This window comes from Luteimonas changyuni (assembly GCF_039548395.1).
In the GTDB taxonomy this organism is placed as follows: domain Bacteria; phylum Pseudomonadota; class Gammaproteobacteria; order Xanthomonadales; family Xanthomonadaceae; genus Luteimonas.
On sequence record NZ_JBCLUZ010000001.1, the window covers coordinates 58,375 to 83,533 of the forward strand.

General features: G+C 70.5%; 23 protein-coding genes. 3 read left to right on the forward strand and 20 right to left on the reverse strand.

Annotation, left to right across the window (positions count from 1 at the left end; translation table 11 throughout):
* Positions 1-3 precede the first annotated feature (3 nt).
* The 8 genes from WCD84_RS00315 to WCD84_RS00350 form a co-directional block, all read right to left on the reverse strand.
* Entirely contained in the window at positions 4-1,239 is a 1,236-nt protein-coding gene (locus WCD84_RS00315; protein ID WP_343280027.1) for a D-alanyl-D-alanine carboxypeptidase family protein, read from the reverse strand.
* Between the two features lie 109 nt (positions 1,240-1,348).
* On the reverse strand, positions 1,349-2,773 hold the full coding sequence (locus tag WCD84_RS00320; protein WP_343280028.1) for a septal ring lytic transglycosylase RlpA family protein: 1,425 nt from the start codon (positions 2,771-2,773) through the stop codon (positions 1,349-1,351).
* Entirely contained in the window at positions 2,770-3,903 is a 1,134-nt protein-coding gene (gene mltB, locus WCD84_RS00325; RefSeq protein WP_343280029.1) for a lytic murein transglycosylase B, read from the reverse strand. Before mltB ends, WCD84_RS00320 begins: the two co-directional genes overlap by 4 nt.
* A gap of 73 nt (positions 3,904-3,976) precedes the next feature.
* A complete protein-coding gene (rodA, locus tag WCD84_RS00330) occupies positions 3,977-5,089 on the reverse strand; it encodes a rod shape-determining protein RodA (protein WP_343278922.1) in 1,113 nt (370 codons plus the stop codon).
* Positions 5,086-7,098, reverse strand: coding sequence for a penicillin-binding protein 2 (mrdA, locus tag WCD84_RS00335; protein ID WP_343255123.1), 2,013 nt, complete (start codon positions 7,096-7,098; stop codon positions 5,086-5,088). Before mrdA ends, rodA begins: the two co-directional genes overlap by 4 nt.
* A complete protein-coding gene (gene mreD, locus WCD84_RS00340) occupies positions 7,098-7,583 on the reverse strand; it encodes a rod shape-determining protein MreD (RefSeq protein ID WP_343255122.1) in 486 nt (161 codons plus the stop codon). Before mreD ends, mrdA begins: the two co-directional genes overlap by 1 nt.
* A complete protein-coding gene (gene mreC / locus WCD84_RS00345) occupies positions 7,580-8,569 on the reverse strand; it encodes a rod shape-determining protein MreC (RefSeq protein ID WP_343255121.1) in 990 nt (329 codons plus the stop codon). Before mreC ends, mreD begins: the two co-directional genes overlap by 4 nt.
* 23 nt (positions 8,570-8,592) lie before the next feature.
* Positions 8,593-9,636, reverse strand: coding sequence for a rod shape-determining protein (locus tag WCD84_RS00350; RefSeq protein ID WP_343255120.1), 1,044 nt, complete (start codon positions 9,634-9,636; stop codon positions 8,593-8,595).
* Positions 9,637-9,910: 274 nt separating this feature from the next.
* On the opposite strand from WCD84_RS00350, the gene WCD84_RS00355 reads away from it, so the two are divergent.
* Together WCD84_RS00355 and WCD84_RS00360 are read left to right on the forward strand one after the other, a co-directional pair.
* The gene (locus WCD84_RS00355) at positions 9,911-10,843 is read left to right on the forward strand and encodes a carbohydrate kinase family protein (protein ID WP_343255119.1); all 933 of its coding nucleotides are present in this window, start codon (positions 9,911-9,913) and stop codon (positions 10,841-10,843) included.
* Positions 10,840-12,207 (forward strand): hypothetical protein, encoded by a 1,368-nt coding sequence (locus WCD84_RS00360; protein ID WP_343280030.1) that lies wholly within the window; start codon positions 10,840-10,842, stop codon positions 12,205-12,207. Before WCD84_RS00355 ends, WCD84_RS00360 begins: the two co-directional genes overlap by 4 nt.
* A gap of 24 nt (positions 12,208-12,231) precedes the next feature.
* Here the strand turns inward: WCD84_RS00360 and WCD84_RS00365 are convergent, their stop codons facing one another.
* The 3 genes from WCD84_RS00365 to ubiE all read right to left on the reverse strand — a co-directional run bounded on the left by WCD84_RS00365 (position 12,232) and on the right by ubiE (position 16,013).
* Complete coding sequence (locus WCD84_RS00365; RefSeq protein WP_343280144.1) at positions 12,232-12,948, reverse strand: hypothetical protein; 717 nt, start codon at positions 12,946-12,948, stop codon at positions 12,232-12,234.
* Between the two features lie 124 nt (positions 12,949-13,072).
* On the reverse strand, positions 13,073-15,136 hold the full coding sequence (locus WCD84_RS00370) for a leukotriene A4 hydrolase C-terminal domain-containing protein (protein ID WP_343280031.1): 2,064 nt from the start codon (positions 15,134-15,136) through the stop codon (positions 13,073-13,075).
* A gap of 118 nt (positions 15,137-15,254) precedes the next feature.
* Positions 15,255-16,013, reverse strand: coding sequence for a bifunctional demethylmenaquinone methyltransferase/2-methoxy-6-polyprenyl-1,4-benzoquinol methylase UbiE (ubiE, locus tag WCD84_RS00375; protein ID WP_343255116.1), 759 nt, complete (start codon positions 16,011-16,013; stop codon positions 15,255-15,257).
* 104 nt (positions 16,014-16,117) lie between these two features.
* Between ubiE and WCD84_RS00380 the strand changes: the two genes are divergently transcribed.
* Positions 16,118-16,573, forward strand: a complete 456-nt coding sequence (locus tag WCD84_RS00380; RefSeq protein WP_343255115.1) for a nucleoside deaminase — start codon at positions 16,118-16,120, stop codon at positions 16,571-16,573.
* Between the two features lie 18 nt (positions 16,574-16,591).
* Here WCD84_RS00380 and WCD84_RS00385 read toward each other — a convergent pair whose 3' ends face one another.
* The 9 genes from WCD84_RS00385 to WCD84_RS00425 form a co-directional block, all read right to left on the reverse strand.
* On the reverse strand, positions 16,592-17,026 hold the full coding sequence (locus WCD84_RS00385; protein WP_343255114.1) for a hypothetical protein: 435 nt from the start codon (positions 17,024-17,026) through the stop codon (positions 16,592-16,594).
* 132 nt (positions 17,027-17,158) lie between these two features.
* Entirely contained in the window at positions 17,159-18,553 is a 1,395-nt protein-coding gene (gene hslU / locus WCD84_RS00390; protein WP_449280035.1) for an ATP-dependent protease ATPase subunit HslU, read from the reverse strand.
* Between the two features lie 8 nt (positions 18,554-18,561).
* Positions 18,562-19,113: an ATP-dependent protease subunit HslV gene (gene hslV / locus WCD84_RS00395; protein ID WP_343255112.1), complete on the reverse strand. Its 552-nt coding sequence runs from the start codon at positions 19,111-19,113 to the stop codon at positions 18,562-18,564.
* A 140-nt stretch (positions 19,114-19,253) separates the two neighbouring features.
* Positions 19,254-20,186: a tyrosine recombinase XerC gene (gene xerC / locus WCD84_RS00400; protein ID WP_449280033.1), complete on the reverse strand. Its 933-nt coding sequence runs from the start codon at positions 20,184-20,186 to the stop codon at positions 19,254-19,256.
* Positions 20,187-20,224: 38 nt separating this feature from the next.
* Entirely contained in the window at positions 20,225-20,899 is a 675-nt protein-coding gene (locus WCD84_RS00405) for a DUF484 family protein (RefSeq protein ID WP_343255110.1), read from the reverse strand.
* Positions 20,896-21,750 carry a diaminopimelate epimerase gene (gene dapF / locus WCD84_RS00410; RefSeq protein ID WP_449280036.1) on the reverse strand — a complete coding sequence of 285 codons (855 nt, stop codon included), beginning with the start codon at positions 21,748-21,750 and terminating at the stop codon, positions 20,896-20,898. The genes WCD84_RS00405 and dapF overlap by 4 nt, the downstream gene beginning before the upstream one ends.
* Positions 21,751-21,754: 4 nt before the next feature.
* On the reverse strand, positions 21,755-22,072 hold the full coding sequence (gene lptM / locus WCD84_RS00415; protein WP_343255108.1) for an LPS translocon maturation chaperone LptM: 318 nt from the start codon (positions 22,070-22,072) through the stop codon (positions 21,755-21,757).
* A 9-nt stretch (positions 22,073-22,081) separates the two neighbouring features.
* The gene (locus WCD84_RS00420; RefSeq protein WP_343280033.1) at positions 22,082-22,549 is read right to left on the reverse strand and encodes a YbaN family protein; all 468 of its coding nucleotides are present in this window, start codon (positions 22,547-22,549) and stop codon (positions 22,082-22,084) included.
* A 339-nt stretch (positions 22,550-22,888) separates the two neighbouring features.
* The gene (locus WCD84_RS00425; protein ID WP_343255106.1) at positions 22,889-25,108 is read right to left on the reverse strand and encodes a S9 family peptidase; all 2,220 of its coding nucleotides are present in this window, start codon (positions 25,106-25,108) and stop codon (positions 22,889-22,891) included.
* Between the last annotated feature and the right edge of the window lie 51 nt (positions 25,109-25,159).

Below are 25,159 nucleotides of genomic sequence, written 5' to 3' on the forward strand. Positions count from 1 at the left end.
CGCTCAGAGCGACTGCCACCACATCAGCAGTTCGTGCCACAGGCGCTTGAAGAACCCGGCTTCCGGGACCTCTTCCAGCGCCACCAGCGGCGCCTCGGCCACCAGCTTGCCGTCAAGCATCACCCGCACCTTGCCCACGGCCTGGCCAAGCGCGATCGGCGCCACCAGGGTGCGCGGCACGTCCATGCTCGGCTGCAGCTTCGCGTACTGGCCGCGCTGCATGCTGACCAGCAGCGGCTCGGCCACGCCGAGATCGAGTTCATTGACCTGGCCCTTCCAGACCTTCTGCGTCGCCACCGGCTTGCCGGCGGCATACAGCTCGTGGGTCTCGAAGAAGCGGAAGCCCCAGTTCAGCAGCGCCTGCGAATCGGTGGCGCGTTGCGCTTCGCTGGTGGAGCCCATCACCACCGAGATCAGGCGCTGGTCGCCGCGCTTGGCCGAGGCCATCAGGCAGTAGCCGGCGCCCGAGTGATGGCCGGTCTTGATGCCGTCCACGCTCTGGTCGCGCCACAGCAGGATGTTGCGGTTGCGCTGGGTGATCGGCCCGACCGTGAACTCCTTGATGGCGTTGAAGGCGTAGTGCTCGGGGAAGTCGCGCGCCAGCGCACGGCCCAGCAACGCCAGGTCGCGCGCGGTCGAATAGTGCTCCGGGGCCGAGAGGCCATGGGAATTGACGAAGTGCGAGTTCTCCATGCCGATGCGCGCGGCATAGGCGTTCATCAGCGAGGCGAACGCGTCTTCGGAGCCGGCGATGTGCTCGGCCAGGGCGATCGCGGCGTCGTTGCCGGACTGCACCGTCATGCCCTTTTCCATGTCGAGCAGCTTGGCGGTCTTGTTGACCTCGAAGCCGCTGTAGCTGCCGTCGGTGCCGGCGCCGCCGGTGCGCCAGGCATTGACGCTCATCATCACGTCGTCGTCGGCGCCGACCTTGCCCGCCGCCATCTCGGCCGCGATCACGTAGCTGGTCATCACCTTGGTGATGCTCGCCGGCTCGACGCGCTCATCGACGTTGTCACCGGCAAGGATCTGCCCGGTGGCGAAGTCCATCAGCGCCCACGCCGTGCCGGTGATGGCAGGTGCGTCGGGCACCGGCAGCGCCTCGCTCGGCGCGGGCTGCGCAGCGGGAGCGGGAGCAGGCGCAGCGGGCGCAGCGGGCGCGGGATCCTGGGCAAAGGCGAGGCCGAACGTGGCGACGGAAACAGCGGCGAACAGCGCGACGCGGACGGCGTGGGCTTTCATCAGGCGTGGGACTCCGGGGATTTCGGGCCATCGGCAGGCGGACGGCAGACGGCGGGGACAGACGCTCATTTTAACCGTGCGCGTCAGCCATGCACGTTAACGTTCCGCATCACTCGCGGACCGGATGCGGCGCACCGAAGCCCAGGCTGGCGACGCGCGCGCCAAGCTCGGCGACGCCCGCGGGCGCCACCGGCCCCACGCGCAGGCGCCACACGGGCTTGCCCGCGGCAGTGCCGTCATGCAGGCGTGCGCCGCCGATCCCGGCACCGCGCAGCAGGGCCAGCGCACGCTCGGCGTTGTCGCGGGAGCCGAAGGCCGCGACCTGCAGCAGCACGCCCGCAACCGATGTGGTCGGCAGCGGCGAGGACGGATCGTTCGCCCCGACAGCAGCCGGGGCAAGCTTCACCGGCGCCCCGGCGGCCGGGACCACGGTGCCGGCGCCAGCGTCCACCGCGGAGGACGCCGCCACGGCCGCACCGGCGGCGGCCGAGCCGTAGGGATCGGGCTTTCCCGGCCGTCCGGTCGCGACGCGCGCGCGGCGGGACTTCATCCAGGCGTCGAACTCGTCTGCAGTCATCGCGCGCCCGTCCTGGCGCATGTCGAACCGCCAGTCGCCATCTGCGGAATGGGGCGCGGCGACCGGCGCGGCGACCGGCGCGACCACCGCGGCGGCAGGCGTCACGGCGCGCGCATCCGCGGCAGCCGGACCGGGGGCCACCGCCTGCGATGCCGGCAGCGCTGCGACCAGCCCGTCCAGTCCGCTCGGCGGCATGGGCTGCGGGCGACCGGTGGCCACGCGCACCCCGGGCGGCAGCCCGGTGGCCGGATCGACCGCGGCGACGCGGGCATCGGGTTCGTGGCGCGCGTTCTCGCCGGCACTCAGCGCGCGCACCTCGACCCGCGCGGTGCCGCGCGGATGCACGCCGATCTTGACCGCGGCGGCGTAGCTCAGGTCGACCACGCGGCCTTCGTGGAAAGGCCCGCGGTCGTTCACGCGCACCACCACCGACTGGCCGTTGTCGAGGTTGGTCACCCGCGCGAAGCTCGGCAGCGGCAGCGACTTGTGGGCCGCGGTGAACGCGTACATGTCGTAGACCTCCTGGTTGGAGGTCCGGCGGCCGTGGAACTTCTGGCCGTAATAGGAGGCCTGTCCGGTCTCGACGAAGCCCGTGGCGTCTTCGAGCACCCGGTAGGACTTGCCCTGCACCTTGTACGGCGAGCGGTTGCCGTAGCGCGAACGCTCGAGGGCCACGACATCCGGCTCCGGAATCGCGTCCACGTCGGGAACGTAGTCCGGCGTCGTGTCCGCGACGCCCGGCTTGTACAGGCCGCCGGCCACGTAGTCGCCGCGCGTCGACGGGTCTTCCTGCGCCGGGGCATAGGGCGAAACCCGCGGACCCTTGCCATCAGCCGTGGCCGGAGCCGGCTCTTCCGGAGGCGCGTGCTTGCTGGGCGAGCCCGCGCAGCCGGCCAGTAGGGCGGCGGCGGCGGCGGCGGTCCACCAGCACGCGAGTCTCGCGCGCCGGCTGCTCATTGCGGTTCGCGCCCCGCGATCGCCTGCGCCAACTGGTGCACGGCCAGCGAATACATCGGCGAGCGGTTGTAGCGGCTGATGACGTAGAAATTGCGGTAGCCAAGCCAGTATTCGGGGCCGCTGGCGCCATCGAACGAAAGCAGCGTCGCACCCTCGGCCACCGGCTGCCCGGGCAGCGGGCGATAGCCGCGTTCGGCGAGTTCGGACAGGCGATGCGCCGGCTCCAGGCCATCGGGCTTGAAATCGGCCGCACCGTCGTCGCGACTGGCGCGCGCCACCACCGGTGCACCGCGCTCCCAGCCGTGGATCACGAAGTAGTTGGCGATGGAAGCGAACACGTCGGGCTTGTGCGTGAGCAGGTCGCGGCGGCCATCGCCGTCACCGTCCTTCGCCCACAGGCGATAGCTGGAGGGCATGAACTGGCCCATGCCCATGGCGCCGGCATAGCTGCCCTTGAGCGCGGCGATGTCGAGCTGCGGCTCTTCGGCGTTGAGCGCGAACAGCTGCGCCAGCTCGCCGGCGAAAAACGGCGCGCGCTTGGGGAAGCCGAAGGCCAGCGTGTACAGCGCATCGACCACGCGATGGTTGCCGGTGATGCGGCCATAGCTGGTCTCGACGCCGATGATCGCGACGATGTACTCGGCCGGCACGCCGGTCTCCGCGGCGACGCGGTCCAGCGCTTCGCGGTTCTCCGCGTAGAAGGCCTTGCCGCCGCTGATGCGGGCATCGTTGATGAAGATCGGGCGGTAGTCGCGCCAGGGACGCACGGCCTCGGCCGGGCGCGACATCGCATCGATGATCGACTGCTTGTGCGCGGCGCCGGCAAGCACGTCGCGGATGCGCTGGCGGTCGACGCCATAGGTCTCAGCGGTGTAGTCGACGAAGGCGGCGATGCGCTGCGCTTGCGGGATCGCCGGGTCGGTCACCGACGGCGGCGCGACGGGGCGCTCCGGCGGCTGCGGCACCGCGGGCAGCGGCGCCGGTCCGGCAGGCACCGGGCTGGCTGTGGCGGGCGTCGATGCCGCGACTGCGGACGCGGCGTCGGAGGCGGTCTCGGCCGGAGTCGCGCAGGCGAACAGCGCGAGCGACACCAGCGAGGCGGATACGAGTGCTAGGGGGCGTTTGACCATCGGCCGCGAGGTTATCACGCTGCCCGGCGGGCATGCCCTGTCGCCACGTGAACGGCCGCCGCCGGCGAGGGGCTCAACGCTTGCGCACCGGGCGATGCGCGCCGACCGCCATCACCACGCCCATGCCCGCGAGCAGCGACACCGCCGCGGTGCCACCGAAGCTCAGCAGCGGCATCGGCACGCCGACCACCGGCAGCAGTCCGGAAATCATGCCGCCGTTGACCAGCACATAGACGAACAGCGACAGGCCGAGCGCGCCGACCAGCAGGCGACCGAAGCCGTCGCGCGAGTCTGCCGCGATCCACAGGCAACGGCCCACCACCACCATGTACAGCGAGAGCACGGTCACCACGCCGACCCAGCCGAACTCTTCCGACAGCACCGCGAAGATGAAGTCGGTGGTGTGCTCGGGCACGTAGTTCAGGTGCGACTGCGAACCCTCGCCCCAGCCCTGGCCACGCAGGCCGCCGGAACCGATGGCGATCTTCGACTGGATGATGTTCCAGCCCGCGCCCAGGGGATCCGACTCGGGGTCGAGGAAGGTGAGGATGCGGTCCTTCTGGTAGGGCCGCAGCATCCAGAACCAGGCCGCTGGCGCCGCCGCCGCCGCCGCCGCGCCGGCGGCCACGAACCACCACCACGACATCCCGGCCAGGTAGATCACGAACACGCCGCTGGCCGCGACCAGCATCGCGGTGCCGAAGTCCGGCTGCAGCAGGATCAGCCCCGTGGGCAGCGCCACCAGCAGCATCGCCACCACCGTGGCCACGAAGCCCGCCGGCTGCGGGCGCGCGTTGAGGTACCAGGCCACCATCATCGGCAGGCTGAGCTTGAGCAACTCCGCAGGTTGGAAATAGAACACGCCGAGGTTGAGCCAGTGCGCGCCACTGCGCCCGGTGCCGAGGAACAGCACCGCCACCAGCGGCAGCAGCGACAGCAGGTACGCGGCCGGCGATGCATCGCGCAGGCGCAGCGGCGGCACCCGCGACAGCAGCCACAGCACGCCCAGGCCGACGCCGTAGCGCGCAGCCTGGGACGTCACCAGGGCGGGGTTCTGGCCCCCGGCGCTGTGCAGCACCGCCAGACCGATGCCCATCAGCGCCAGCAGTGCACCCAGCAGGATCCAGTCCAGGGTGCGCACGAAGCGCAGCACCAGGTCCAGCAGGAAGCGGAGGATCTCGTTCATGGCCGTGGCTCCACGGCCGCGCCCGGGGGGGCGACGTCGAATGCCGGGGGATCGACTGCCACCGGTTCCACCAGCTGCGCCCCCGGGCCGGGGAACGCGCTGCCGACCACGTCTTCGAACAGGTCGACCGGCGGCACGGCGACGCCATCGGCCACGGCGATGGGCTCCGGCACGGCGCCCAGCAGCCATGCATCGAAGATCTTCCGCGCGATCGGCGCCGCGGTGGAGCCGCCGTAGCCGCCGTGTTCGACCACCACCACCAGGGCGATGGTCGGGTGCTCCGCAGGCGCGTAGCCCGCGAACAGCGCCTGGTGGCGGAGGTGGTAGGGCAAGGTGCGTGGATCCAGGCTGACGTTGCCGCGACGGCTGACCCGCTGCGCGGTGCCGGTCTTGCCGGCCATCCGGTACGGCGCGCCGCGGGCCATGGCCGTCGCCGTGCCGCGGCCGTGGATGGTCGCCTCCATGCCCTCCTGCACCGCGCGCACGTGCGCCGGGCTGTCGCTGATGCGCGCGGCGGGAGCGGCCGCCAGCGGCGCCCAGGGCAGGTCGTAGCCGCTGCGTCGCTCGGCCGCCAGGCGCAGCGGATGCAGGGCGCCTCCATTGGCGATCGCGGCGGTCCCGCGCGCCATCTGCAGCGCCGTGGCCACCCAGTAGCCCTGGCCGATGCCGGCGATCACCGTCTCGCCCGGATACCAGGGCTCGCGGCTGTTGCCCAGTTTCCATTCGCGCGAAGGCACGATCCCCGAGGTCTCACCGGTCAGGTCGATGCCGGTGGGCTCGCCGAAACCATAGCGGTGCATGTACTCCGCCAGGCGGTCGATGCCCATGTCGTAGGCGAGCTTGTAGTAGTAGTAATTGATCGAGCGCGAGATCGAGTCGCGCAGGTCGACCCAGCCGGCGCCGCGCCCGGCGTCGCGGTAGCCGCGGCTCTGCCCGGGGATGAAGAACTCGCCGGTGGAGAACACCCGGCTTTCCGGCGTGCGCAGGCCGCTGTCGAGGCCGGCCAGGGCCATGAAGGGCTTCACGATCGAGCCCGGCGGTCCGCCGCCCAGCACGTTGCGGTTGAACAGCGGACGCGCCGGGTCGTCCATCAGCCGGCGGTAATCGGTGGTGGAAATGCCGTTCACGAACAGGTTGGGGTCGTAGCTGGGCAGGCTGACCATCGCCAGCACCTGGCCCGTGGCCGGGTCCACCGCCACCGCCGAACCCTGCATCTCGCCGAAGGCCAGCACCATCGCGCGCTGCAGCTCGACGTCCAGCGACAGCTTCAGGTCGGCGCCCGCGGTCGCGGGCACCAGGCCGACCCTGCGCAGGGCCCGGCCCTCGACGTTGGTTTCGACCTGCTCATAGCCGACCCCGCCGCGCAGGGCTTCGTCGTAATACCGCTCCAGGCCGGTGCGCCCGGTATGGGTGAACACCGCATGGGCTTCACCGAAGCGCTCGATGTCGCTTTCGTCGGTGCGCCCGACGTAGCCGACCACGTGCGCCAGCAGATCGCCATAGGGGTAGCGACGGTTGAGGTAGGGCACCAGTTCGACGCCCGGGAAGCGCCAGCGCTCGACCGCGAAGCGTGCCGCCTCTTCGTCGCTGATGCGCAGCTTCAGCGGAATCGCACGGAAGGAGCGGGTGGACCTGCGCGCGGCCTCGAAGCGCTCGATGTCCTCGGGCGCGAGCTCCACCAGCTCCGACAGCGCATCCACCAGGGCGGGGATGTCGCCGGCCTCCTCGGGGGTCACGTCGAGGCGGTAGGCCGGCACGTTGTCGGCCAGGATCCGGCCTTCGCGGTCCAGGATCAGGCCGCGTCCGGGCACCACCGGCCGCGGCTTGATGCGGTTGGCGTGCGAACGCCTGGCGTAATCGTCGTGATCGAGCACCTGCAGCTTGAAGTACCAGCCGGCCAGCCCTCCCAGCGCCAGCACGACCACGGCAAAGCCGATCAGGGCACGCCCGCGGAACAGGCGCGCCTCGGCCTCGGCGTTGCGAAGCCGGCGGCCTCGCGGACCCGACATCACCGGTGCGCGCCGCGGCGGATCCGCAGCGCGTCAAGCAGCACGAACAGCGGTGCCCACAGCAGCATGCCCGGCAGCGGCGCCCACCAGTACGCCAGCGGCAGCACCGGCTCGCCCAGGCCGAGATGGATCACGGTGCTGATCACCCGGTCGTTGAGCAGCAGGCCACCGATCGCCAGCGCCTGCTGCGGCATCGGGAAGAAGCGCAGCTGGGTCCGGAAGCGCTGCAGGATGAAGGTCATCACCACCAGCCGCAGGGCCTGTTCGCCGAGCAGGCCACCGAAGGCGAGATCGGCCAACAGGCCCGCGCCGAAGGCGAAGCCCAGGCCGACGCGCTCGCTGTCCTCGATCACCCAGTAGGCCAGCACCAGCGCCAGCCAGTAGGGGCGCAGCGGCTGCAGCAGGGCGGGCATCGGCAGCAGGCCGAGCAGCAGGGCCAGCAGTACGCTCACCGGCAAAACCCAGCCGCGATCGCGCCCGCTCATCGCGCGGCTCCGGGAGCCGGGGACGGATCGGCCGGGGACGCGTCGGCCGGCGCGTCAGCGGCCGAAGGCGCGGCATCGGCGGGCGGCGCGGCATCGGCTTCGGGGCCTGCGCCGGCTTCCGACTCCAACGGCGCCCTGTCCGGCAGCAAGGGTTGCTCCCGAAGCAGCAGCACGTCGCGGCCGCGGTCCAGCTGCGCCGCGGCATCGACGTCGCCGACCAGGAACGCGCGGCTGTCATCGGGGCGCAGCGCCGCGATCCGGCCCACCGGGAAGCCCGGCGGGAAGCGGCCGCCCAGCCCGGACGTGATCACGACGTCACCGGTGCGCACGTCGCTCGACAGCGGCACGTTGCGCAGCTCCAGCACGTCGCTGCGGCCGGTGCCGTAGACGATCAGGCGCACGCCGGTGCGCGCCACCGCCACCGGCACGGCGTGGTCGGGATCGGTCAGCAGCAGCACGACGGCGGTGGTCGGCGTGGCCTCGATCACCTGCCCGACCAGGCCGCCGGCATCGATCACCGCCTGCCCGCTGCGCACGCCGGCGCGGGTACCGGCGTTGAGCATCAGCCGCTGCCGGGTGGGGTCCAGGTCGACGTCGAGGATGGGCGCGAGCTGCACGTCCTGGCTGCCGCGCTCGGCGGCGCCAAGCAGGCCACGCAGGCGCGCGTTCTCCTCGGCTTCGACCTGCAGGCGCGCCTGGCGCGCGGCGCCCAGCAGCAGCTCGTTGCGCAGGTGGCGGTTCTCTTCGGACAGGCGGGTCCGGCTGGCGGCATCGTCGCGAACGCTTTCGCCCAGGCGCGCGGGCAATCCGGCCAGCCACCACACCGGCTGCAGGGCCACGCTGGCATGCCCGCGCGCCTGGGCCAACCAGTCGCCGCGGTGGTCGAGCACGAGCAGCGTCACCGACAGTGCGAGGTAGGCCAGCAGCTTCAGCGTGCCGGCGACGTCACTGGATCGGGGGGCGGCGGGACCGGCGTAGTGGGACACTGTCTGGGTCGCGGTCGGTCAGGTCACTCCGACGCGAAGAACTCGTTGCCATGCATGTCCAGGAGCTCCAGCGCACGGCCACCGCCGCGGGCCACGCAGGTCAACGGATCCTCGGCCACCTGGACGTGCAGGCCGGTCTCCTCGCTCAGCAGGCGGTCGATGTCGCGCAGCAGGGCGCCGCCACCGGTGAGCACGATGCCGCGCTCGGCGACGTCGGCGCTGAGTTCCGGCGGCGTCTGCTCCAGGGCCTGGCGCACCGCGGCCACGATGCCCATCAGCGGCTCGCGCAGCGCGTCGAGCACTTCGCTGGAGCTGATCTTGACCATCTTCGGCACGCCTTCGGCCAGGTGACGGCCGGAAATCTCGGTCTCCAGGTTTTTCTCCTGCGGGTATGCGCAGCCGAGTTCGATCTTGACCCGCTCGGCCGTGGCCTCGCCGATCAGCATGCCGTGGTTGCGGCGCACGTAGTTGATGATCGACTCGTCGAAGCGGTCGCCGCCGATGCGCGCGGACTGCGAATAGACGATGCCGTTGAGCGCGATCACCGCGACTTCCGTGGTGCCGCCGCCGATGTCGACCACCATCGAGCCGCGCGCCTCGGTCACCGGCATCCCGGCGCCGATCGCGGCGGCCATCGGCTCTTCGATCAGCGAGACGTCGCGGGCACCGGCCTCCATCGCCGAATCCTTGATGGCGCGCTTCTCGACCTGGGTGGACCCGGCCGGGACGCAGATCAGCACCCGCGGGCTGGGCCGCAGGAAGCGGCCCTTGTGCACCTTGCGGATGAAGTACTTGAGCATTTCCTCGGTATAGGTGAAGTCGGCGATCACGCCGTCCTTCATCGGCCGATGGGTGGTGAGGTGGCCTGGCGTGCGGCCGAGCATCTGCTTGGCCTCGCTGCCGACCGCGGCCACCGCCCTCGGGCCGCCGTTGCGGTCCTGGCGGATGGCCACCACCGACGGCTCGTTGAGCACGATGCCCTGGCCGCGGACGAAAATGAGGGTGTTGGCCGTGCCCAGGTCGATGGACAGGTCATTGGAGAACATGCCGCGGAACTTCTTGAACATCGGGGGCGCGCGTCCGTCAGGAGGGGGCGGGAACGGGGGAATTCCCGGAGAAAACCGGATCATCAAGCGTAGCAACCACCCCCTGCCCCGGCAAGGAAAAACGCCCCGGCCGACGCCGTGCGGCTTGGCCCGGCGGGACGGCGGGGCTAACCTGTGCGGCGGCCTGGCCCCGAAGGGGTCGCGCCGACGTCGCCGCCGGTCCGCGGCATTGCGCGATATCCCCGAAAAACGCCGTCCCGCAGGGCCGGCAACAGCCCCCCGGAGCATTTCCCCGATGCCTGCACTGATCTGCGGTTCCCTGGCCTACGACACCATCATGGTGTTCCCCGACCAGTTCAAGAACCACATCCTGCCGGACAAGGTGCACATCCTGAACGTCTCGTTCCTGGTGCCGCGGATGCGCCGCGAGTTCGGCGGCTGCGCCGGCAACATCGCCTACAACCTCAAGCTGCTGGGTGGCGACCCGATCCCGATGGCGACCGTCGGCCAGGACTTTGGACCCTATCGCGAGTACTTCGCCGAGCTCGGGATCCCGCTCGGCCACGTCAGGGAAATCCCGGAGCTGTTCACGCCGCAGGCGTTCATCACCACCGACCTCGACAACAACCAGATCACCGCCTTCCACCCCGGCGCGATGATGCGCTCGTACGAGAACCATGTCCGTGACGTACCCGGCGTGACCATCGGCATCGTCAGCCCGGACGGCTACGAGGGCATGATCCAGAACTCGAAGGAATTCGCCGAGGCCGGCATTCCCTTCATCTTCGATCCGGGCCAGGCGATGCCGCTGTTCAACGGCGATGAGCTGCGCGCCTTCATCGAGCAGGCCGACTACGTCACCGTCAACGACTACGAGTCGAACCTGCTGCAGGAACGCACCGGCTGGGACGAGGCGACCATCGCCGGCAAGGTCAAGGCCTACATCACCACGCGCGGCCCCCGGGGCGTGGTGATCTACGCCGACGGCAAGACCCATGACGTGCCGCCTGCGCACGAGACCCGCATCACCGACCCGACCGGCTGCGGCGACGCGTTCCGCGCCGGCCTGCTGTTCGGCATCGAGAAAGGCTACGACTGGGAAACCATCGGCCGCATCGGCAACCTGATGGGGGCGCTGAAGGTCGAGCACCCCGGCACGCAGAACCAGCGCTTCGACTACGACGAGTTCGCGGCGCAGTTCAGGCAGCAGTTCGGCTACGCGCTTTGACCAAGCGGCTGGTCGCGGCGGCCGTGCTGGCGGTGGCCGCGCTGGCGGCGACCACATGGCAGCCGGCGCAGGCCGCGGCCCCTGGGTCGCGCTACCTGCAGCTCGAGGCCGACCGCACCCTGGACGGCGGCCCCACGCTGCTGCTCGAAGCCACGCTCGACATGCCCCGCGCCGCGTGGATCTACCTGCAGTCCGACGGTGTCCATGCGCCGCTTGACGCGGCACAGGCCAACGCCTTTATCACCGTTGACGGCAGGCCGGTATCCAACGACAGCATCATCGACTGGCGCGGTTCGCGCGCGCCGAACCAGCATGCCTTCAACGCGATCGGCGCAGTGCGTGCCGGTCCCGGCCCGGTGCGCGTCGGGCTGCACGCCCGCGCGGCAGGCGGCAAGGCCGTGGTCAAGGCCGGGGCCAATCTGTCGATCCTTGTCGAACCAGCGGCCCGTGTGGTCGAGATGCGAATGGAAAACGCGTCGCCCTGGCTGGACTTCGATACGCGCGATACGCCCGAGGGCACGCCGATCCCGGAACGCGGCCGCAGCACCCTGCTCAGCGCGGCGGCAGGCAACTCGTCCGGGCCGGTCGTTGCGATGGCGTCGGGGCACAGCTACGTCTCGCAGTCTCCAGGCGATGCGATGTGGGGGCTGTTCTTGAACGGCCGCGAATCGCCGCTGGACTCGGCCACCTGGTCCATCAACGACCTGTTCGCGCTCGGCGCCGAGGTGCAGGCGCCGATGTTCGTCCAGGCGCTGTACCCGGATCCGCCGGCCAACAGCGAAGTGCAGCTGGTCGCTACCGAATCGCCCTATTACCGGCCGATGATGGCCAGCACCAACGCCGCCCGCTATCGCGTGGGCCGTGGCGCACGCCTGGTGACGCTGGCCGGCGGCATGCGCGTGGTCGGCCGCGGCCTGACGCCGAAACACGATTACCAGGCGAACGGCCACCATCGCCGCTACGCCTACACCTGCATCGGCACCAACGGGTTCCGGCCGGAAAAGTGCCCGCCGCTGGGCGGCGACGTGGTCGTCGGAAAGGGCCGTGCCTGCATTCCGCAGGGGCACAACGGCGTGGTGATGTTCTCCGCCAAGACCCGCATCCAGGGCGACGAAAACGACCCCGGCGGCACCGTGTCGCTGCGTCTGCGCATCAACGGCAAGGACGTCGGCGCGGCCAGCGAACAGACGCTGGGGCCGCTGCCGCACTCGGTCAGCACCCGCACCATCGGCGCAAGCTACCTGGCGGCCGGCAAGCGGGCGCTGCCCGAGGGCTGCCATGACGTCGAGGCCGTCGGCCGCGCGACCGGCGACTTCCGCAACATCTCGCTCAACGTCGATCTGCCCTTGCTCTGGTTCGACTGAAGGCCGCCACGTGCGGCCGTGGCGTCAGTTCCAGGCCGGCAGCTTGCCGCGGTCCAGCCCGCCCACCTCGAACACCGCCGTGCGCGTACCGCCGGCCTTGACCGGGTACTCCACGCTCAGCCGCCCGGCGGCGTCGATCATCATCCACAGCGCTTTCTCATCATCGATGAACATGGCGATGGCCTCGTCGGTATCGGGCCGGTTGGCCGCCATCTTCTTCGGCGCCGCATCGTCCACGGTGACCGTGACCCGGCAGGCGCCGTAGCAGTCGAAGTCACCGGCCTGCATCACCAGGTAGCTGCTGCGGCCCCAGTCCGGGTGGTCGCGGAAGATCAGGCGCACGGGCTTGGCGCCGCTGCCGTCGCTGTCCACGCCTTCGCGCGAAAAGATCGCGGCGGAGAGCTGGTTGCCGCCCTTCACCGGTTCGGTGTTGTAGGCCCAGAGCGCTTCAAGCCGGGCCTCCTCGCGGACCTGGTTGCCCTTGGCCCGCGCCTCTTCGTGCAGCGGGCGGATGCGTTCGGCCGCGGCCGTGTCCGGGTAGCGCGCCAGCAGCACGTCGCCCTGGGCGCCGGCCAGCACCCAGTTTTCCGCGGCGTAGGCGGTGTCGAAGTCGGCTGCGGCCTGTTCCGCCGCGGCCTCGTTGGCCTGCGCCTGCGAGGCGGCCAGGGTTTCGGCCTGCGCGGCCGGGTCCTGGCAGGCGGCCAGCGCCAGGAGTGCGGCGGAGAGGACCACCGCGACCATGGCGGGACGTCGTGCGCTGGCGGGACGGAACGTGCTCATGTGGAACCCTCGTCTGGCGGTTGAACGTTGAACGGCGGCACCGGACAGGAACCTGGGCAGATGGTGGCCAGTGCCTGGGCTCCGGTCAGCCGCCAGTGGGTGCCGGGCGCGTGGGGTCGCCGTCCGCGGCCGGCATCGCCGGCGCGTCCTCGGCCGGCGGCTGCGGCGCGGGCTCGACCGGCTCCACCGCCGCGGGCGCCACGGGCGTGCCGCTGCCTGGCGCCGGCTTCGCTTCGGCAATCACACGTTCCACCGAACCCGTGGTGATCGGGTGGTAGCCGGGGCGCGCGGCGGCCAGCTGTTCCTTGGCGAACGCCAGGCCGGCCTCGGTTGCGACCAATGCCTGGTAGGTCGGCATGATCAGCTTGCGGCGGCCGATGGTGCGCAGGAAGTCGGCGATCGCCGGATAGGCCTGCACGTAGCCGCTGCGCACCGCCAGCGGGTACCAGCGCTGTGCGATCTCGCCGTTGGGCGTGCCGGTGAAGGTATAGGCGGTGTCGAGCTGCGACAGCTGCTCGGTCGAGAGCGTCTCCGGCATGCCTTCGAGGAAATGCACCCATTCCTGCGTGCTCCACGCGTCGGTGATCACCGCGGGCGGCACCGTGCCGCTGCCCAGCCAGCCCAGGCGCGCGCTGTCGACCACGCCGAAGTTGCGCGACAGCACCTGCGGCGCGGTGACCGGGATCCCCGGCTCGTACAGCCAGGCATCGAACTCTTCGCGGCTGACCTTGCCCGGGTACTTGCCCAGCAGGTGCTCGTTGGCGTACTCGACGAAGCGCGACGTCGGGATCGACTGGAACGCGAAGTGATCGAAATAGCCGCGCAGGAAGGCGTCGAACTCGGCGCGGCCGAAGCGTTCCTCCAGGAACTGCAGGAACCACGCGCCCTTGTCGTAGGACACCGCGCTGAGCGAGTCGTCCGGATCCTTGACCACGCCCGGGCGCACCGCCAGCGCCTGCTCTTCGGGGCTCATGTCGGCGATCTCGGCCTTCAGGCCGTTGCGCGAGATCACGTACTCCATGTCGGCGCGTTCCTTGCCGAACAGCGCCTCGATGATGCGGTTCTCGACGTAGCTGGTGAAGCCCTCGTTGAGCCAGCCGTCCTTGGCGCTGGAGTTGGTCACCAGGTTGCCCGACCAGCTGTGCGCCAGCTCGTGCGCGATCAGCGACACCAGCGACTTGTCGCCGACGATCACGGTGGGCGTGGCAAAGGTCAGGCGCGGGTTCTCCATGCCGCCGTAGGGGAACGACGGCGGCAGCACCAGGATGTCGTAGCGCTCCCAGCGGTAGGGGCCGTAGAGCGACTCGGCGGTGGCGATCATCTTCTCGGTGTCTTCGAACTCGGCCACCGCGCGGTCGACCGCGGCCGGCTCGGCCCAGACGCCGGAGCGCGCCGAGATCGGCTTGAACACCAGGTCGCCGGCGGCGATCGCCATCAGGTACGAGGGAATGCGCTGCGGCATGCTGAAGCTGTAGTCGCCGTCGCGCGGGGCCGCCGGATCGTTGTCGGCGCTCATCAGCACCATCACGTCGGCTGGCGAGGTCACATGCGCACTGTAGGTGTAGCGCACGCGCGGCGTGTCCTGCAGCGGCACCCACGAGCGCGCGTGGATCGCCTGCGACTGGCTGAACATGAAGGGCGTGGCCTTGCCCTGGGTCATCGCGGCATTGAGCCACTGCAGGCCCGAGGCCTCGGGCACCGTGCTGTAGGCCACGCGGATGTGCGCGTTGCGCCCGGGCGCCTGGATGGTGAGCTTGCTGCCCAGAAGGTCGTCACGACCGGCCAGCGCGTATTCCAGCGGCTGCCAGGCGCCGCCCTCGCCCTCGCCTTCCACGCGTTCGATCTTGAGGTCGCGGGTGTCGAGCACGAGCTCGGTGGCCGCGTCATCGCGCCAGTCGAGGGTGTAGGTGGCGGTGCCGCTGATGGTGCGGGCGTCGAAATCAAGCGCGAGGTCGAGCGCCAGGTCGTCGATGGCGACCTTGTCCGGCTCGGCGTAGGAGTGCTCGTCGTAGTCGTCGCCGCTGGTGGCGGCCTGCGGCTTGGGTGCCGGCGGCGCATCGGTGGGGGTCGGCTCGCGCTTGCAGGCAACAAGGGCGAACAGGACCAGCGCCGCGATGGCGGCGAGGCGAAGGGTGCGGCTCAGGGTCATGGACGGGGGTCCGGTGATTGGAACAGCCCCCGATTCTAGCCGGTGGCCACTCCGGGTGCCCGCAGCGCGCCGCCAGGTACGCGACGGCCCACTTCCGGGTCCGGCCGCGGGTCCGGCCTCAGGCCTTGTAGCCGTCGTGGATGGCGACGATCCCGCCCGACAGGTTGCGGTAGCGGCAGCGCGCGAAGCCCGCGGCCTCCATCATCGACTTGAGCTCTTCCTGCGGCGGATGCTTGCGGATCGACTCGGCCAGGTACTGGTAGCTGTCGGCGTCGCTGGCGAACAGCCGGCCCAGGCGCGGCAGCACCTTGAAGGAGTGGAAGTCGTACGCGGGCTTGAACCAGTCCGGCACCTCGGAGAACTCCAGCACGCGCGCCTGCCCGCCTACTTTCAGCACGCGCAGCATCTCGCGCAGGCCGGCGTCCTTGTCGGTCACGTTGCGCAGCCCGAAGGCGATCGTGACCAGGTCGAAGCTCGCGTCCGGGAACGGCAGCGACTGCGCGTTGCACTGCACGTAGCTGAAGCCGCGCACGTGGCCGCGGTCGACCATGCGGTCGCGGCCCACGCGCAGCATGTTGCCGTTGATGTCGCCGAGCACCAGCTCCCCGGTCTCGCCCACGCGCGGGCGCAGCAGGGCGGCGACGTCGCCGGTGCCGCCGGCGAGGTCGAGCACGCGGTCGCCGCGCGACACCTGCGCGGTCGCGGTGAAATAGCGCTTCCACAGCCGGTGGATGCCGAACGACATCAGGTCGTTCATCAGGTCGTAGCTGCCGGCCACCGACGAGAACACCTCGCCGACGAGCTTCTGCTTTTCGGCCACCGGCACATCGCGGAAGCCGAAGTGGGTGGTGTCGGGGCGGGGGTCGCGGTCGGTCATGGGGCGATTATCGCACCGTGCCGGCGCCGGCGCGTGCGCGTCGCGGACCGCACGCCCCGCGGCGTGGCACGATGCCGGCCCTCCCCGCCCGCCTGGAGCCCGACATGATCGCCACCCCCGACTACCGCGCCCTGCTCGACACCGCCATCGCCGAAGCCCGCCAGGGCCTGGCCGAGGGCGGGATCCCGATCGGCGCCGCCCTCTACCACGGCGACGGCCGCCTGCTGGGCTGCGGCCACAACCGGCGCGTGCAGGAAGACGACCCCTCCATCCACGGCGAGACCGACGCCTTCCGCAAGGCCGGCCGCCAGCGCAGCTACCGCGACACGATCATGGTCACCACGCTGGCGCCCTGCTGGTACTGCAGCGGGCTGGTGCGGCAGTTCAACATCGGCACGGTGGTGGTGGGCGAGGCGGTGAACTTCGCCGGCGGGGTTGAATGGCTGCGGGAGAGCGGCACCAAGGTGGTGGTGCTGGATGACCAGCGCTGCGTCGCGATGATGGGCGAGTGGATCGAGGCGAATCCGGGGTTGTGGAACGAGGATATCGGGGAGGAGTGAGGCCGCGCCGCGGCTTTCTCAGCGCGCCTCGATCGTGAACGCCCCGAACGCCACGCCCAGGTCGAAGCCCTCGCCGGTGCCCGCCAGGGCCAGCGACACTTCGCCCTTGGTCATCGCCTGCGCCTTGCTGGACTTCACCACCCCGGCGTGGGCCTCGCCCGCGACGTAGGTGCCGAGCACCTCGCTGATCGAGCCGACGCCCGAGAACTGGCCGCGGCCGCCGCGAATCTCGGACTTGCCGACGGTCAGGCCACCGCCGCGGGCTTCGATGGTCACTGCGCGCGACTGGCCGTTGTCGCAGCTGACGCGGCCGGTGCCGGAGCCGGTCTTGTAGAACACGGACCAGCCGGACATGTCGAAGTCCAGGCGGCAGGACACGTCGGCGGCGGCGGCGGGCGCGGCGGCCAGCAGCAGCGCGAGCGCGGCGGCGGCGATTGAAGGGGAACGGTGCATGGTGGGCCTCGCGGAGCGGTCCGGGGGGCCAGTCTGCCAGCTGGGCATGCCCGGATACGCGCCGCTTGCTGAATGCCCGGAGGCCACCCGTCCCCACGATCGCGGGGAACGGGAGGCATTCCGCGGGCCCTACTACAGGATGTAGCGGCTCAGGTCCTGGTCCTGCACCAGCTCGCCCAGCTGCGCATCGACATAGGCACGGTCGATGTTGACGGCCCCGCCGCGGTCGGGCGCTTCGAAGCTCAGGCTGTCGAGCAGCCGCTCCAGCACGGTGTGCAGGCGGCGGGCGCCGATGTTCTCCTGGCGCTCGTTGACGTCCGCGGCGATCTCGGCCAGGCGGTCGATCGCGTCATCGGTGAACGCGAGCTCCAGGCCTTCGGTCTTCATCAGCTCGACGTACTGCCTGGTCAGCGCCGCCTTGGGCTCGGTGAGGATGCGCACGAAATCGTCCTTCAGCAGCGCCGAGAGTTCCACGCGGATCGGGAAGCGGCCCTGCATCTCCGGGATCAGGTCGCTGGGCTTGGCCAGGTGGAACGCGCCCGAGGCGATGAACAGGATGTGGTCGGTCTTCACCGGGCCGTACTTGGTGCTGACCGTCGAGCCTTCGACCAGTGGCAGCAGGTCGCGCTGCACGCCCTCGCGGCTGACGTCGGCGCCCATGCCCTCGCTGCGCTTGGCGACCTTGTCGATTTCGTCGATGAAGACGATGCCGTGCTGCTCGCAGGCCTCGATCGCGGCCGCACGCACTTCGTCCTCGTTGACCAGCTTGCCGGCCTCTTCCTCCACCAGCAGCGGGCGCGCGGCGTGGATCGCCATGCTGCGCTTGTTGGTCTTGCCGCTGCCGAGATTGGCGAACATCTGCCGCAGCTGCTGGCCCATCTCTTCCATGCCCGGCGGGGTCATGATGTCGACGCCGCCGCCGGCGGCGAGGTCGAGTTCGATCTCGCGCTTGTCGAGCTCGCCGGCGCGCAGCTGGCGGCGCAGCTTCTGCCGGGTCTCGGATTCCTGCGACGAGGGCTCGGCGCCGATGTCGACGGTGGTGCTGCCCTGGGCGCCGGCGCCGAAGCCGAAACCTGTCGACTGCGACTGCTCACGCTTCGGCAGCAACGCATCGAGAATCCGGTCCTCGGCGCGCTCCTCGGCCTGGGTGCGCATCTTCTGCTTGGCCTGCTCGCGGTAGAGCTTGACCGCGGTGTCGGCGAGGTCGCGGATGATCTGCTCGACGTCCTTGCCGACGTAGCCGACCTCGGTGAAGCGCGTGGCCTCCACCTTCACGAAGGGCGCGTTGGCCAGCGTCGCCAGTCGGCGCGCGATCTCGGTCTTGCCGACGCCGGTCGGGCCGATCATCAGGATGTTCTTGGGCATGACCTCGTTGCGCAGCTCGTCGCCAAGCTGGGCGCGGCGCCAGCGGTTGCGCAGCGCGATCGCGACCGCGCGCTTGGCCTCCTGCTGGCCGACGATGTGGCGGTCGAGCTCCTGCACGATTTCGCGCGGGGTCATGGACGCGTGGGAGGTATCGATCTTCATGGCCATGCTCAGAGTTCCTCGACCACGACGTTGCGGTTGGTGTAGATGCAGATGTCGCCGGCGATATGCAGCGCCTCGGTGGCGATCGCGCGCGCGTCCATCGTGGTGTGCGCCATCAGCGCGCGCGCCGCGGACAGGGCGTAGGGACCGCCGGAGCCGATCGCGACCAGGCCGTCCTCGGGCTCGATCACGTCACCCGTGCCGCTGATGATCAGCGAGGTGTCCTTGTCGGCGACCGCTAGCAGCGCCTCGAGCTTCCCGAAGCGGCGCTCGGTGCGCCAGTCCTTGGCAAGCTCGACCGCGGCCCGCGTGAGTTGGCCGTGCTTCTCGAGCTTGGATTCAAACAGTTCGAACAGGGTGAAGGCGTCGGCGGCGGCGCCGGCGAAGCCTGCGAGGATCTGGCCGTCACGGCCGAGGCGGCGCACCTTGCGCGCGTTGGACTTCATCACCGTATGGCCAAGGGTCACCTGGCCGTCGCCGGCGATGGCGACGCGGCCCTCGCGGCGCACCGAAACGATGGTGGTGGCGTGGAACACGTTGGGATTCTGGCTGGGGTCCATGCGGCCTCCGTAGGCTGAATCCCAGACGTGGGGCCATCCCCTGCTCCCTTCAAGCGACCCTCTTCCCCCGCTTGCGGGGGAAGGCGCCCGGGCAGATTGGGCGACGTGCGGAGCGTCCAACCGAAACCTCCCCGCGGAACCTACTTTCGCCGCTTCGCCCGCGGATGCGCGTCGTCGTACACCTTCGCCAGGTGCTGGAAGTCCAGGTGCGTATAGATCTGCGTGGTGGCGATGTCGGCGTGGCCCAGCAGCTCCTGCACGCCGCGCAGGTCGCCGGAAGACTCCAGCATATGGCTGGCAAAGGAGTGCCGCAGCAGGTGGGGATGCACGCGCTTGAACAGGCCCTGGCGCTGCGCAAGCAGCCGCAGCCTCAGCTGCACGGCGCGCGCGCCGATGGGCGCGCCGCCGCGGCCCGGAAATACCGGCGCGTCGGAGGCCGGGCGCGCGCCCGCGGCGCTCTCTGCACGCCATTCGGCCAACGCCCTGCAGGCATGCGAGCCCACCGGCACGGTGCGCTGCCGGCTGCCCTTGCCGAGCACGGTCACCAGGCCCTGGTCTAGATCGATGTCACGCCAGCGCAGCAGGCGCAGTTCGGACAGGCGCAGGCCGGAGGAATAGAACAGTTCGAGCAGCGCGCGGTCGCGCAGGCCCAGCGGCGCATCGGTGGGCACCTCCACCAGGGCCATGGCCTCATCGACATCGAGCACCTGCGGCAGCTTGCGCGGCGCACGCGGAGCCCGCACGCCGGTGGCCGGATTTGCAGCGACAAGGCCGTGCTTCAGCAGCCACTGGTAGAAGCTCCGACAGCCCGACAGCCGCCGCTGCAGGCTCTTCGGCGCCAAGCCGCGGCGGTGCTCGGCGGCGACGAAGGCGCGCATCGCGGCGGTGTCGAGCGCCAGCAGCTCGTCGTGACCCGAAGCCGCGGCCCAGCCGGCCAGCGCGCCCAGGTCGCGCCGGTAGGCATCGAGCGTATGCGGCGACATCCGGCGCTCGACTTCGAGATGGTCCAGGTAATCGGCGACCGCCGGATGCGATCCGAAAGCCACCGCACTCTCCCCACCCGCCCCGGCCATGCCTCTTCCTCCCTTGGCGTCTTCGCGGCTTCGCGAGACTAATCGCGCTGGCGCAGCAGCGCCGCCGCGAAGGCCTCGCCCATCATCCGCAGGAACAGCGTCCCCATCCCCGGATAGAACCGGTTGGGATCCCGGCTGCCGACCGCGACCAGGCCCACGCCCTCGATCGGCAGCAATGCGGTGGAGGCGACCTCGTCGACGCGCGCGGCGTACAGCAGCGCCTGCTTGTCCGGATGCAGCCGGCCGCACAGCGGTTCGCCATCGCGGATGCAGTCGGCGAAGGGCTGCAGGCTGCGGTCGTCGCGGGGAATCACCTGCAGCCACTCCTCGTCGTGCAGGCCGGGAAGCGGCTCGAACAGCACCACGCGCACCAGGTCGCCGCTGAAGTCCTCGGCGAGCGTCGCGACCATGGCGCGCACCACGCCGGCGGCGCTGCCGGGGCGCATCAACGCCAGGGTCAGCTGGTGGGTGCGCACGGCCAGGCGCTCGTTCTCCTGCGACACCGCGTACAGGTCCTGCAGGCGGCGCGAGAGCTCGCGGTTCTTGTCGCGCAGCACCTCCAGCTGGTAGCTGGCCAGCGACGCCGCCGGCCCGTCCTCGCGCGGGACCACCATGCTGATCGCCAGGTCCGGGAACTGCTGCAGGAACTTCGGATGCCGGCGCAGCCAGGCCGCGACTTCGTGGGCGCCGAGCTTCTCGACGGTGTCGTTCATGCGTTGAATACCCCTTCGTAGACAAATGCCGCCGGTCCGGCCATGCGCAGGCCGCCGTCGGCACCATGGTAAATGCGAAGCGTGCCGCCGGGCAGCGCGACATCCACGCCGGCCGCCGCGTCCACGCGGCCGCGGCGCGCCAGCACCGCCACCGCGGCACAGGCGCCGCTGCCGCAGGCCAGCGTCTCGCCGACGCCGCGCTCGAACACGCGCAGGCGGATGCGGTCGCGGGCGATGACCTCGGCAAAGCCGACGTTGCAGGACTCCGGGAACGCCGCGTGCCGCTGCAGCGCGCGGCCCAGCTCCGCCACCGGCGCGGCCTCGACGTCGTCGACCTCGAGCACGGCGTGCGGGTTGCCCATCGAGACCGCGCCGACGCGCAGCGCACGGCCTTCGATTTCGATCGTGTACGCATCCACCTCAGTGTCGAAACCGGCCAAAGGAATCGCCTGCGGCGCGAACTCCGGCGTGCCCATCGCGATTTCAAACCCGCCGCCGTCCAGGGCGCGCACGCGATGGCTGGCGACCGGGCTGTCGAGGATGAAGTCGCCCGCTGCAGCGCCGTCGCGCACCAGCCAGGCAGCTACGCAGCGTGCGCCGTTGCCGCACTGCTGCGAGGGTGAGCCATCGGCGTTCCAGATGGCGTAGGACGCCACCGCACCCGTGCTGCGCGGATCGGCGATGGTGAGTATCTGGTCGCAGCCGACGCCGCGGTGGCGGTCGGCGAGCAGCCGGCACAGCGTGGGATCCGGCGGTGGCCGGCCGCCACGCAGGTCGAGGATCACGAAGTCGTTGCCGGCGCCGTGCATCTTGCTGAAGCGCAGCGCGGCCGGTGCGGCCGCGGCCACCACGGGATCAGGCGCCGCCATCACCATCGTCGCCGGAAGTCCCGGCGGCCGGGTCGTCGCCCTCACCATCGACGCCGGCCTCGACCTCGGGATCGGGATCGGGATCGACATCTGCGTCCGCGTCGAGGTCGGCATCCGCATCGTCATCCACCGGCACGCCGTCGATGCTTTCATCGGCGTCAGCGTCGGCTTCGGCAGCGGGTTCAGCCGGCCAATCCTCGTCTTCCGGCGCCGGTGGCGGCAGCAGCGGACCCTTGTTGCCGCAGGCGGACAGCACGAGCACGGACGACAGCAGGGCGAGGGGCAGCAGGGCGCGGATGTTCATGGCCGCAGTCTAGCGCGGCGGTGGTTCCGGCCGCATCCACAGCCACGCACCAACCGCGGCCATGCAGGCGATCGGCAGCGCGATCGCCCACCAGCGCGCGTAGCCGGTCAGCCACGCCAGGACCAGCAGGATCGCGGCCGAGGCCGCCATGGCACCCGTGGCCATCCATTTCGAGCGCCGGGCGACAGCGCCGTACTCCTGCCAGTCCCGGATCATCGGCCCGAATCGCGGGTGCGCCAGCAGCCAGCGGTGCAGGCGCTCGGAGCCCTGCGCCGCCGCCCAGGCCGAGAGCAGGATGAAGGGCACCGTGGGCAGGCCCGGCAGCACCACGCCGAGCAGCCCGAGGCCGAGTGCGGCGTAGGCCAGCAGCCACCACGCCCAGCGGAAGCGCGCGCGGCGCGCGCCAGGCGGCCGGGCCGGGGCCGGGGCCGGCGTTGGCGTTGGCGTTGGCGTTGGCGTGCGGGGATTCTCATCCATCCCGTCATCATGCCTTTGGCGGCGCCTGGGCGCCCGCTGTTGCAGGAGCGGCTTTTGTGGGAGCGGCTATAGCCGCGAAATGGGCTGGCGACCAAAGAGCGTCGCGGCTATAGCCGCTCCCACAAAAGCAGGGATGGCGTCGCCGCGGCCATGTCTCACAACAGCAGGGATGGCATCGCCGCAGCCATGTCCCACGAAAGCAAGGATGGCGTCGCCGCGGCCATGTCCCACGAAAGCAGGGATGGCATCGCCGCAGCCATGTCCCACAAAAGCAGGGATGGCGTCGCCGCGGCGATGTCCCACAACAGCACGGGTGGGCGGTCGCAGCTGTAGCTGCTCCTACAGTGCCGGGGCGGGGTTGGTGGGGGGTGCCGCGGCCGGGTTGGCGGGCGCGGCGGCGGCGACGTCCAGCTGGTCAAGCATGAAGGCGTACATCTCGGCCAGCTCGCGGTAGCGGCGGAAGCGGCCGGACTTGCCGCCGTGGCCGGCATCCATGTTGGTGCGGAACAGCACCGGCGCGTCCGAGGTGTTGAGGTCGCGCAGCCGCGCCACGTACTTCGCCGGCTCCCAGTACTGCACCTGCGAATCCCACAGGCCGGTGCCGATGAACATCGCCGGATAGGCCTTGGCCTCAAGGTTGTCGTACGGCGAGTAGCGGACCATGTAGTCGTAGTCGGCCTTGCGCTCCGGGTTGCCCCACTCGTCGTACTCGTTGGTGGTGAGCGGGATGGTCCGGTCGAGCATGGTGGTGACCACGTCCACGAACGGGACCTGCGACAGGATCAGCCGGTACTTCTCCGGCGCCATGTTGGCGATCGCGCCCATCAGCAGGCCACCGGCGCTGCCGCCATACGCGGCCACACGATCCTTCGCCGCCCAGCCCTCGGCCACCAGATGATCGGTGACGTCGATGAAGTCGGTGAAGGTGTTGACCTTGTTCTTGAGCTTGCCGTCGTCGTACCACTTGCGGCCCATTTCCTGGCCGCCGCGGATGTGGGCGATGGCGTAGACCATGCCGCGGTCCAGCAGGCTGGTGGTGGTCAGGCTGTAGCCCGGGTCCATCGACATGCCGTAGCTGCCGTAGGCGTACTGCAGGAGCGCCGCGGTGCCGTCCTTTTCGAAGCCCTTGCGGTAGACCAGCGACACCGGGATGCGGGTGCCGTCGCGGGCGGTGGCCCAGCTGCGCTCGGTCACGTACTTCGAAGGGTCGTAGCCGATCACCGGCTGCTGCTTGAGCAGGCGGCGCTCACCGGTCTGCACGTTGAGCTCGTAGGTGGTGCCCGGCGTGGTCATCGAGGTGTAGCCGTAGCGCAACCACTGCGTATCCGGCTCGGCGTTGACGGAAAGCCCCATCGAATACGCCGGCTCGTCGGCGGCCACGTACTCGTCGCCGCCACCGGCCTTCAGCACGCGCACCCGCTCCAGGGCATTGGAGCGCTCGGCGATCGCGGTGAAGCCGTCGAACAGCTCGTAGCCCTCCAGCAGCACGTCGTCGCGGTGCGCGATCCACTCCTTCCACTCCGCGCGCGACGTGGCGCCGCTGGGCGCGGTGGCGATGCGATAGTTCGGCGCCTTGTTGCCGTCGGCGTCGGGGGCATTGGTGAGGATCACCCAGCGGCCGTCGAAGTGGTCGGCTTCGTATTCGACGTCGCGCTCGCGCGGCGCCAGCACGGTGAACTCGCCCGGGTCGGCGGCCGGGGTGCAGCGCAGCTCGCTGGACACCGTGCTGCCGACGCCGATGCAGATGAAGCGGTCGTCGCGGGTGCGATCCAGGCCCATGTAGAAGCTGTCGTCCTTCTCTTCGTACACCAGCACGTCGTCGGCGACGGGCGTGCCGAGCACGTGCTTCTTCACGCGCACGGTCAGCAGGGTGTCGGGGTCGTTCTCGACGTAGAAGAGCGTGCGGTTGTCATCGGCCCAGACCATGTCGGCGGACAGGCCGGCGATGGATTCCGGGAAGTCCCTGCCGGTCTCGAGATCACGGAAGCGGATCGTGTACTGGCGACGGCCGACGCTGTCATCGGCCCAGGCCAGGATGCGGTTGTCGGGGCTGACTTCGTACACGCCGACCGAGAAATAGTCCTTGCCCTCGGCCATGGCGTTGACGTCGAGCAGCACCTGCTCCGCTGCGAAGTCGCCGGCCTCGTTCAGGCGCATGATGTCCGCGGCGCCCAGGCCTTCGGCGTCCCTGCGACGGGCGTGCACGGGGTAGTCCCTGCCGGTCTCGTAGCGCGAGTAGTACCACCAGCCGCGCTCGCGGTAGGGCACGCTGGCATCGTCCTGCTTGATGCGGGCGATGAACTCGTCGTACAGCGCGTCCTCGACCGGCTCCAGCGGCGCCACCACCTGGTCGACGTAAGCGTTTTCGGCCTCGAGGTAGGCCAGCATGGCCTTGTCTTCGCGGGCGTCGTCGCGCAGCCAGTAGTACTCGTCCTGGCGCACCGCGCCGTGCGGGGCACGGACCTCGTGGGCGCGCTTCTCGACGTCGGGCGGCGTGGGCGTGGCGGCGTGGCTGGTGAGGGTCATGAGCAGGAGGCCGGCGAGTGCGATGGGCTTCATTGGATGGGGTCCACGGAGGGCGGATGCAACCGGGGCGCCTTGCGGCGCCCC

Bases quoted from the DNA above. Each gene is read 5' to 3' on its own strand.
- WCD84_RS00315 (WP_343280027.1), bottom strand. From the start codon at position 1,239: ATGAAAGCCCACGCCGTCCGCGTCGCGCTGTTCGCCGCTGTTTCCGTC.
- WCD84_RS00320 (WP_343280028.1), bottom strand. From the start codon at position 2,773: ATGAGCAGCCGGCGCGCGAGACTCGCGTGCTGGTGGACCGCCGCCGCC.
- mltB (WP_343280029.1), bottom strand. From the start codon at position 3,903: ATGGTCAAACGCCCCCTAGCACTCGTATCCGCCTCGCTGGTGTCGCTC.
- rodA (WP_343278922.1), bottom strand. From the start codon at position 5,089: ATGAACGAGATCCTCCGCTTCCTGCTGGACCTGGTGCTGCGCTTCGTG.
- mrdA (WP_343255123.1), bottom strand. From the start codon at position 7,098: ATGTCGGGTCCGCGAGGCCGCCGGCTTCGCAACGCCGAGGCCGAGGCG.
- mreD (WP_343255122.1), bottom strand. From the start codon at position 7,583: ATGAGCGGGCGCGATCGCGGCTGGGTTTTGCCGGTGAGCGTACTGCTG.
- WCD84_RS00350 (WP_343255120.1), bottom strand. From the start codon at position 9,636: ATGTTCAAGAAGTTCCGCGGCATGTTCTCCAATGACCTGTCCATCGAC.
- WCD84_RS00355 (WP_343255119.1), top strand. From the start codon at position 9,911: ATGCCTGCACTGATCTGCGGTTCCCTGGCCTACGACACCATCATGGTG.
- WCD84_RS00365 (WP_343280144.1), bottom strand. From the start codon at position 12,948: ATGGTCGCGGTGGTCCTCTCCGCCGCACTCCTGGCGCTGGCCGCCTGC.
- WCD84_RS00370 (WP_343280031.1), bottom strand. From the start codon at position 15,136: ATGACCCTGAGCCGCACCCTTCGCCTCGCCGCCATCGCGGCGCTGGTC.
- ubiE (WP_343255116.1), bottom strand. From the start codon at position 16,013: ATGACCGACCGCGACCCCCGCCCCGACACCACCCACTTCGGCTTCCGC.
- WCD84_RS00380 (WP_343255115.1), top strand. From the start codon at position 16,118: ATGATCGCCACCCCCGACTACCGCGCCCTGCTCGACACCGCCATCGCC.
- WCD84_RS00385 (WP_343255114.1), bottom strand. From the start codon at position 17,026: ATGCACCGTTCCCCTTCAATCGCCGCCGCCGCGCTCGCGCTGCTGCTG.
- hslU (WP_449280035.1), bottom strand. From the start codon at position 18,553: ATGAAGATCGATACCTCCCACGCGTCCATGACCCCGCGCGAAATCGTG.
- hslV (WP_343255112.1), bottom strand. From the start codon at position 19,113: ATGGACCCCAGCCAGAATCCCAACGTGTTCCACGCCACCACCATCGTT.
- xerC (WP_449280033.1), bottom strand. From the start codon at position 20,186: ATGGCCGGGGCGGGTGGGGAGAGTGCGGTGGCTTTCGGATCGCATCCG.
- WCD84_RS00405 (WP_343255110.1), bottom strand. From the start codon at position 20,899: ATGAACGACACCGTCGAGAAGCTCGGCGCCCACGAAGTCGCGGCCTGG.
- lptM (WP_343255108.1), bottom strand. From the start codon at position 22,072: ATGAACATCCGCGCCCTGCTGCCCCTCGCCCTGCTGTCGTCCGTGCTC.
- WCD84_RS00420 (WP_343280033.1), bottom strand. From the start codon at position 22,549: ATGGATGAGAATCCCCGCACGCCAACGCCAACGCCAACGCCAACGCCG.
- WCD84_RS00425 (WP_343255106.1), bottom strand. From the start codon at position 25,108: ATGAAGCCCATCGCACTCGCCGGCCTCCTGCTCATGACCCTCACCAGC.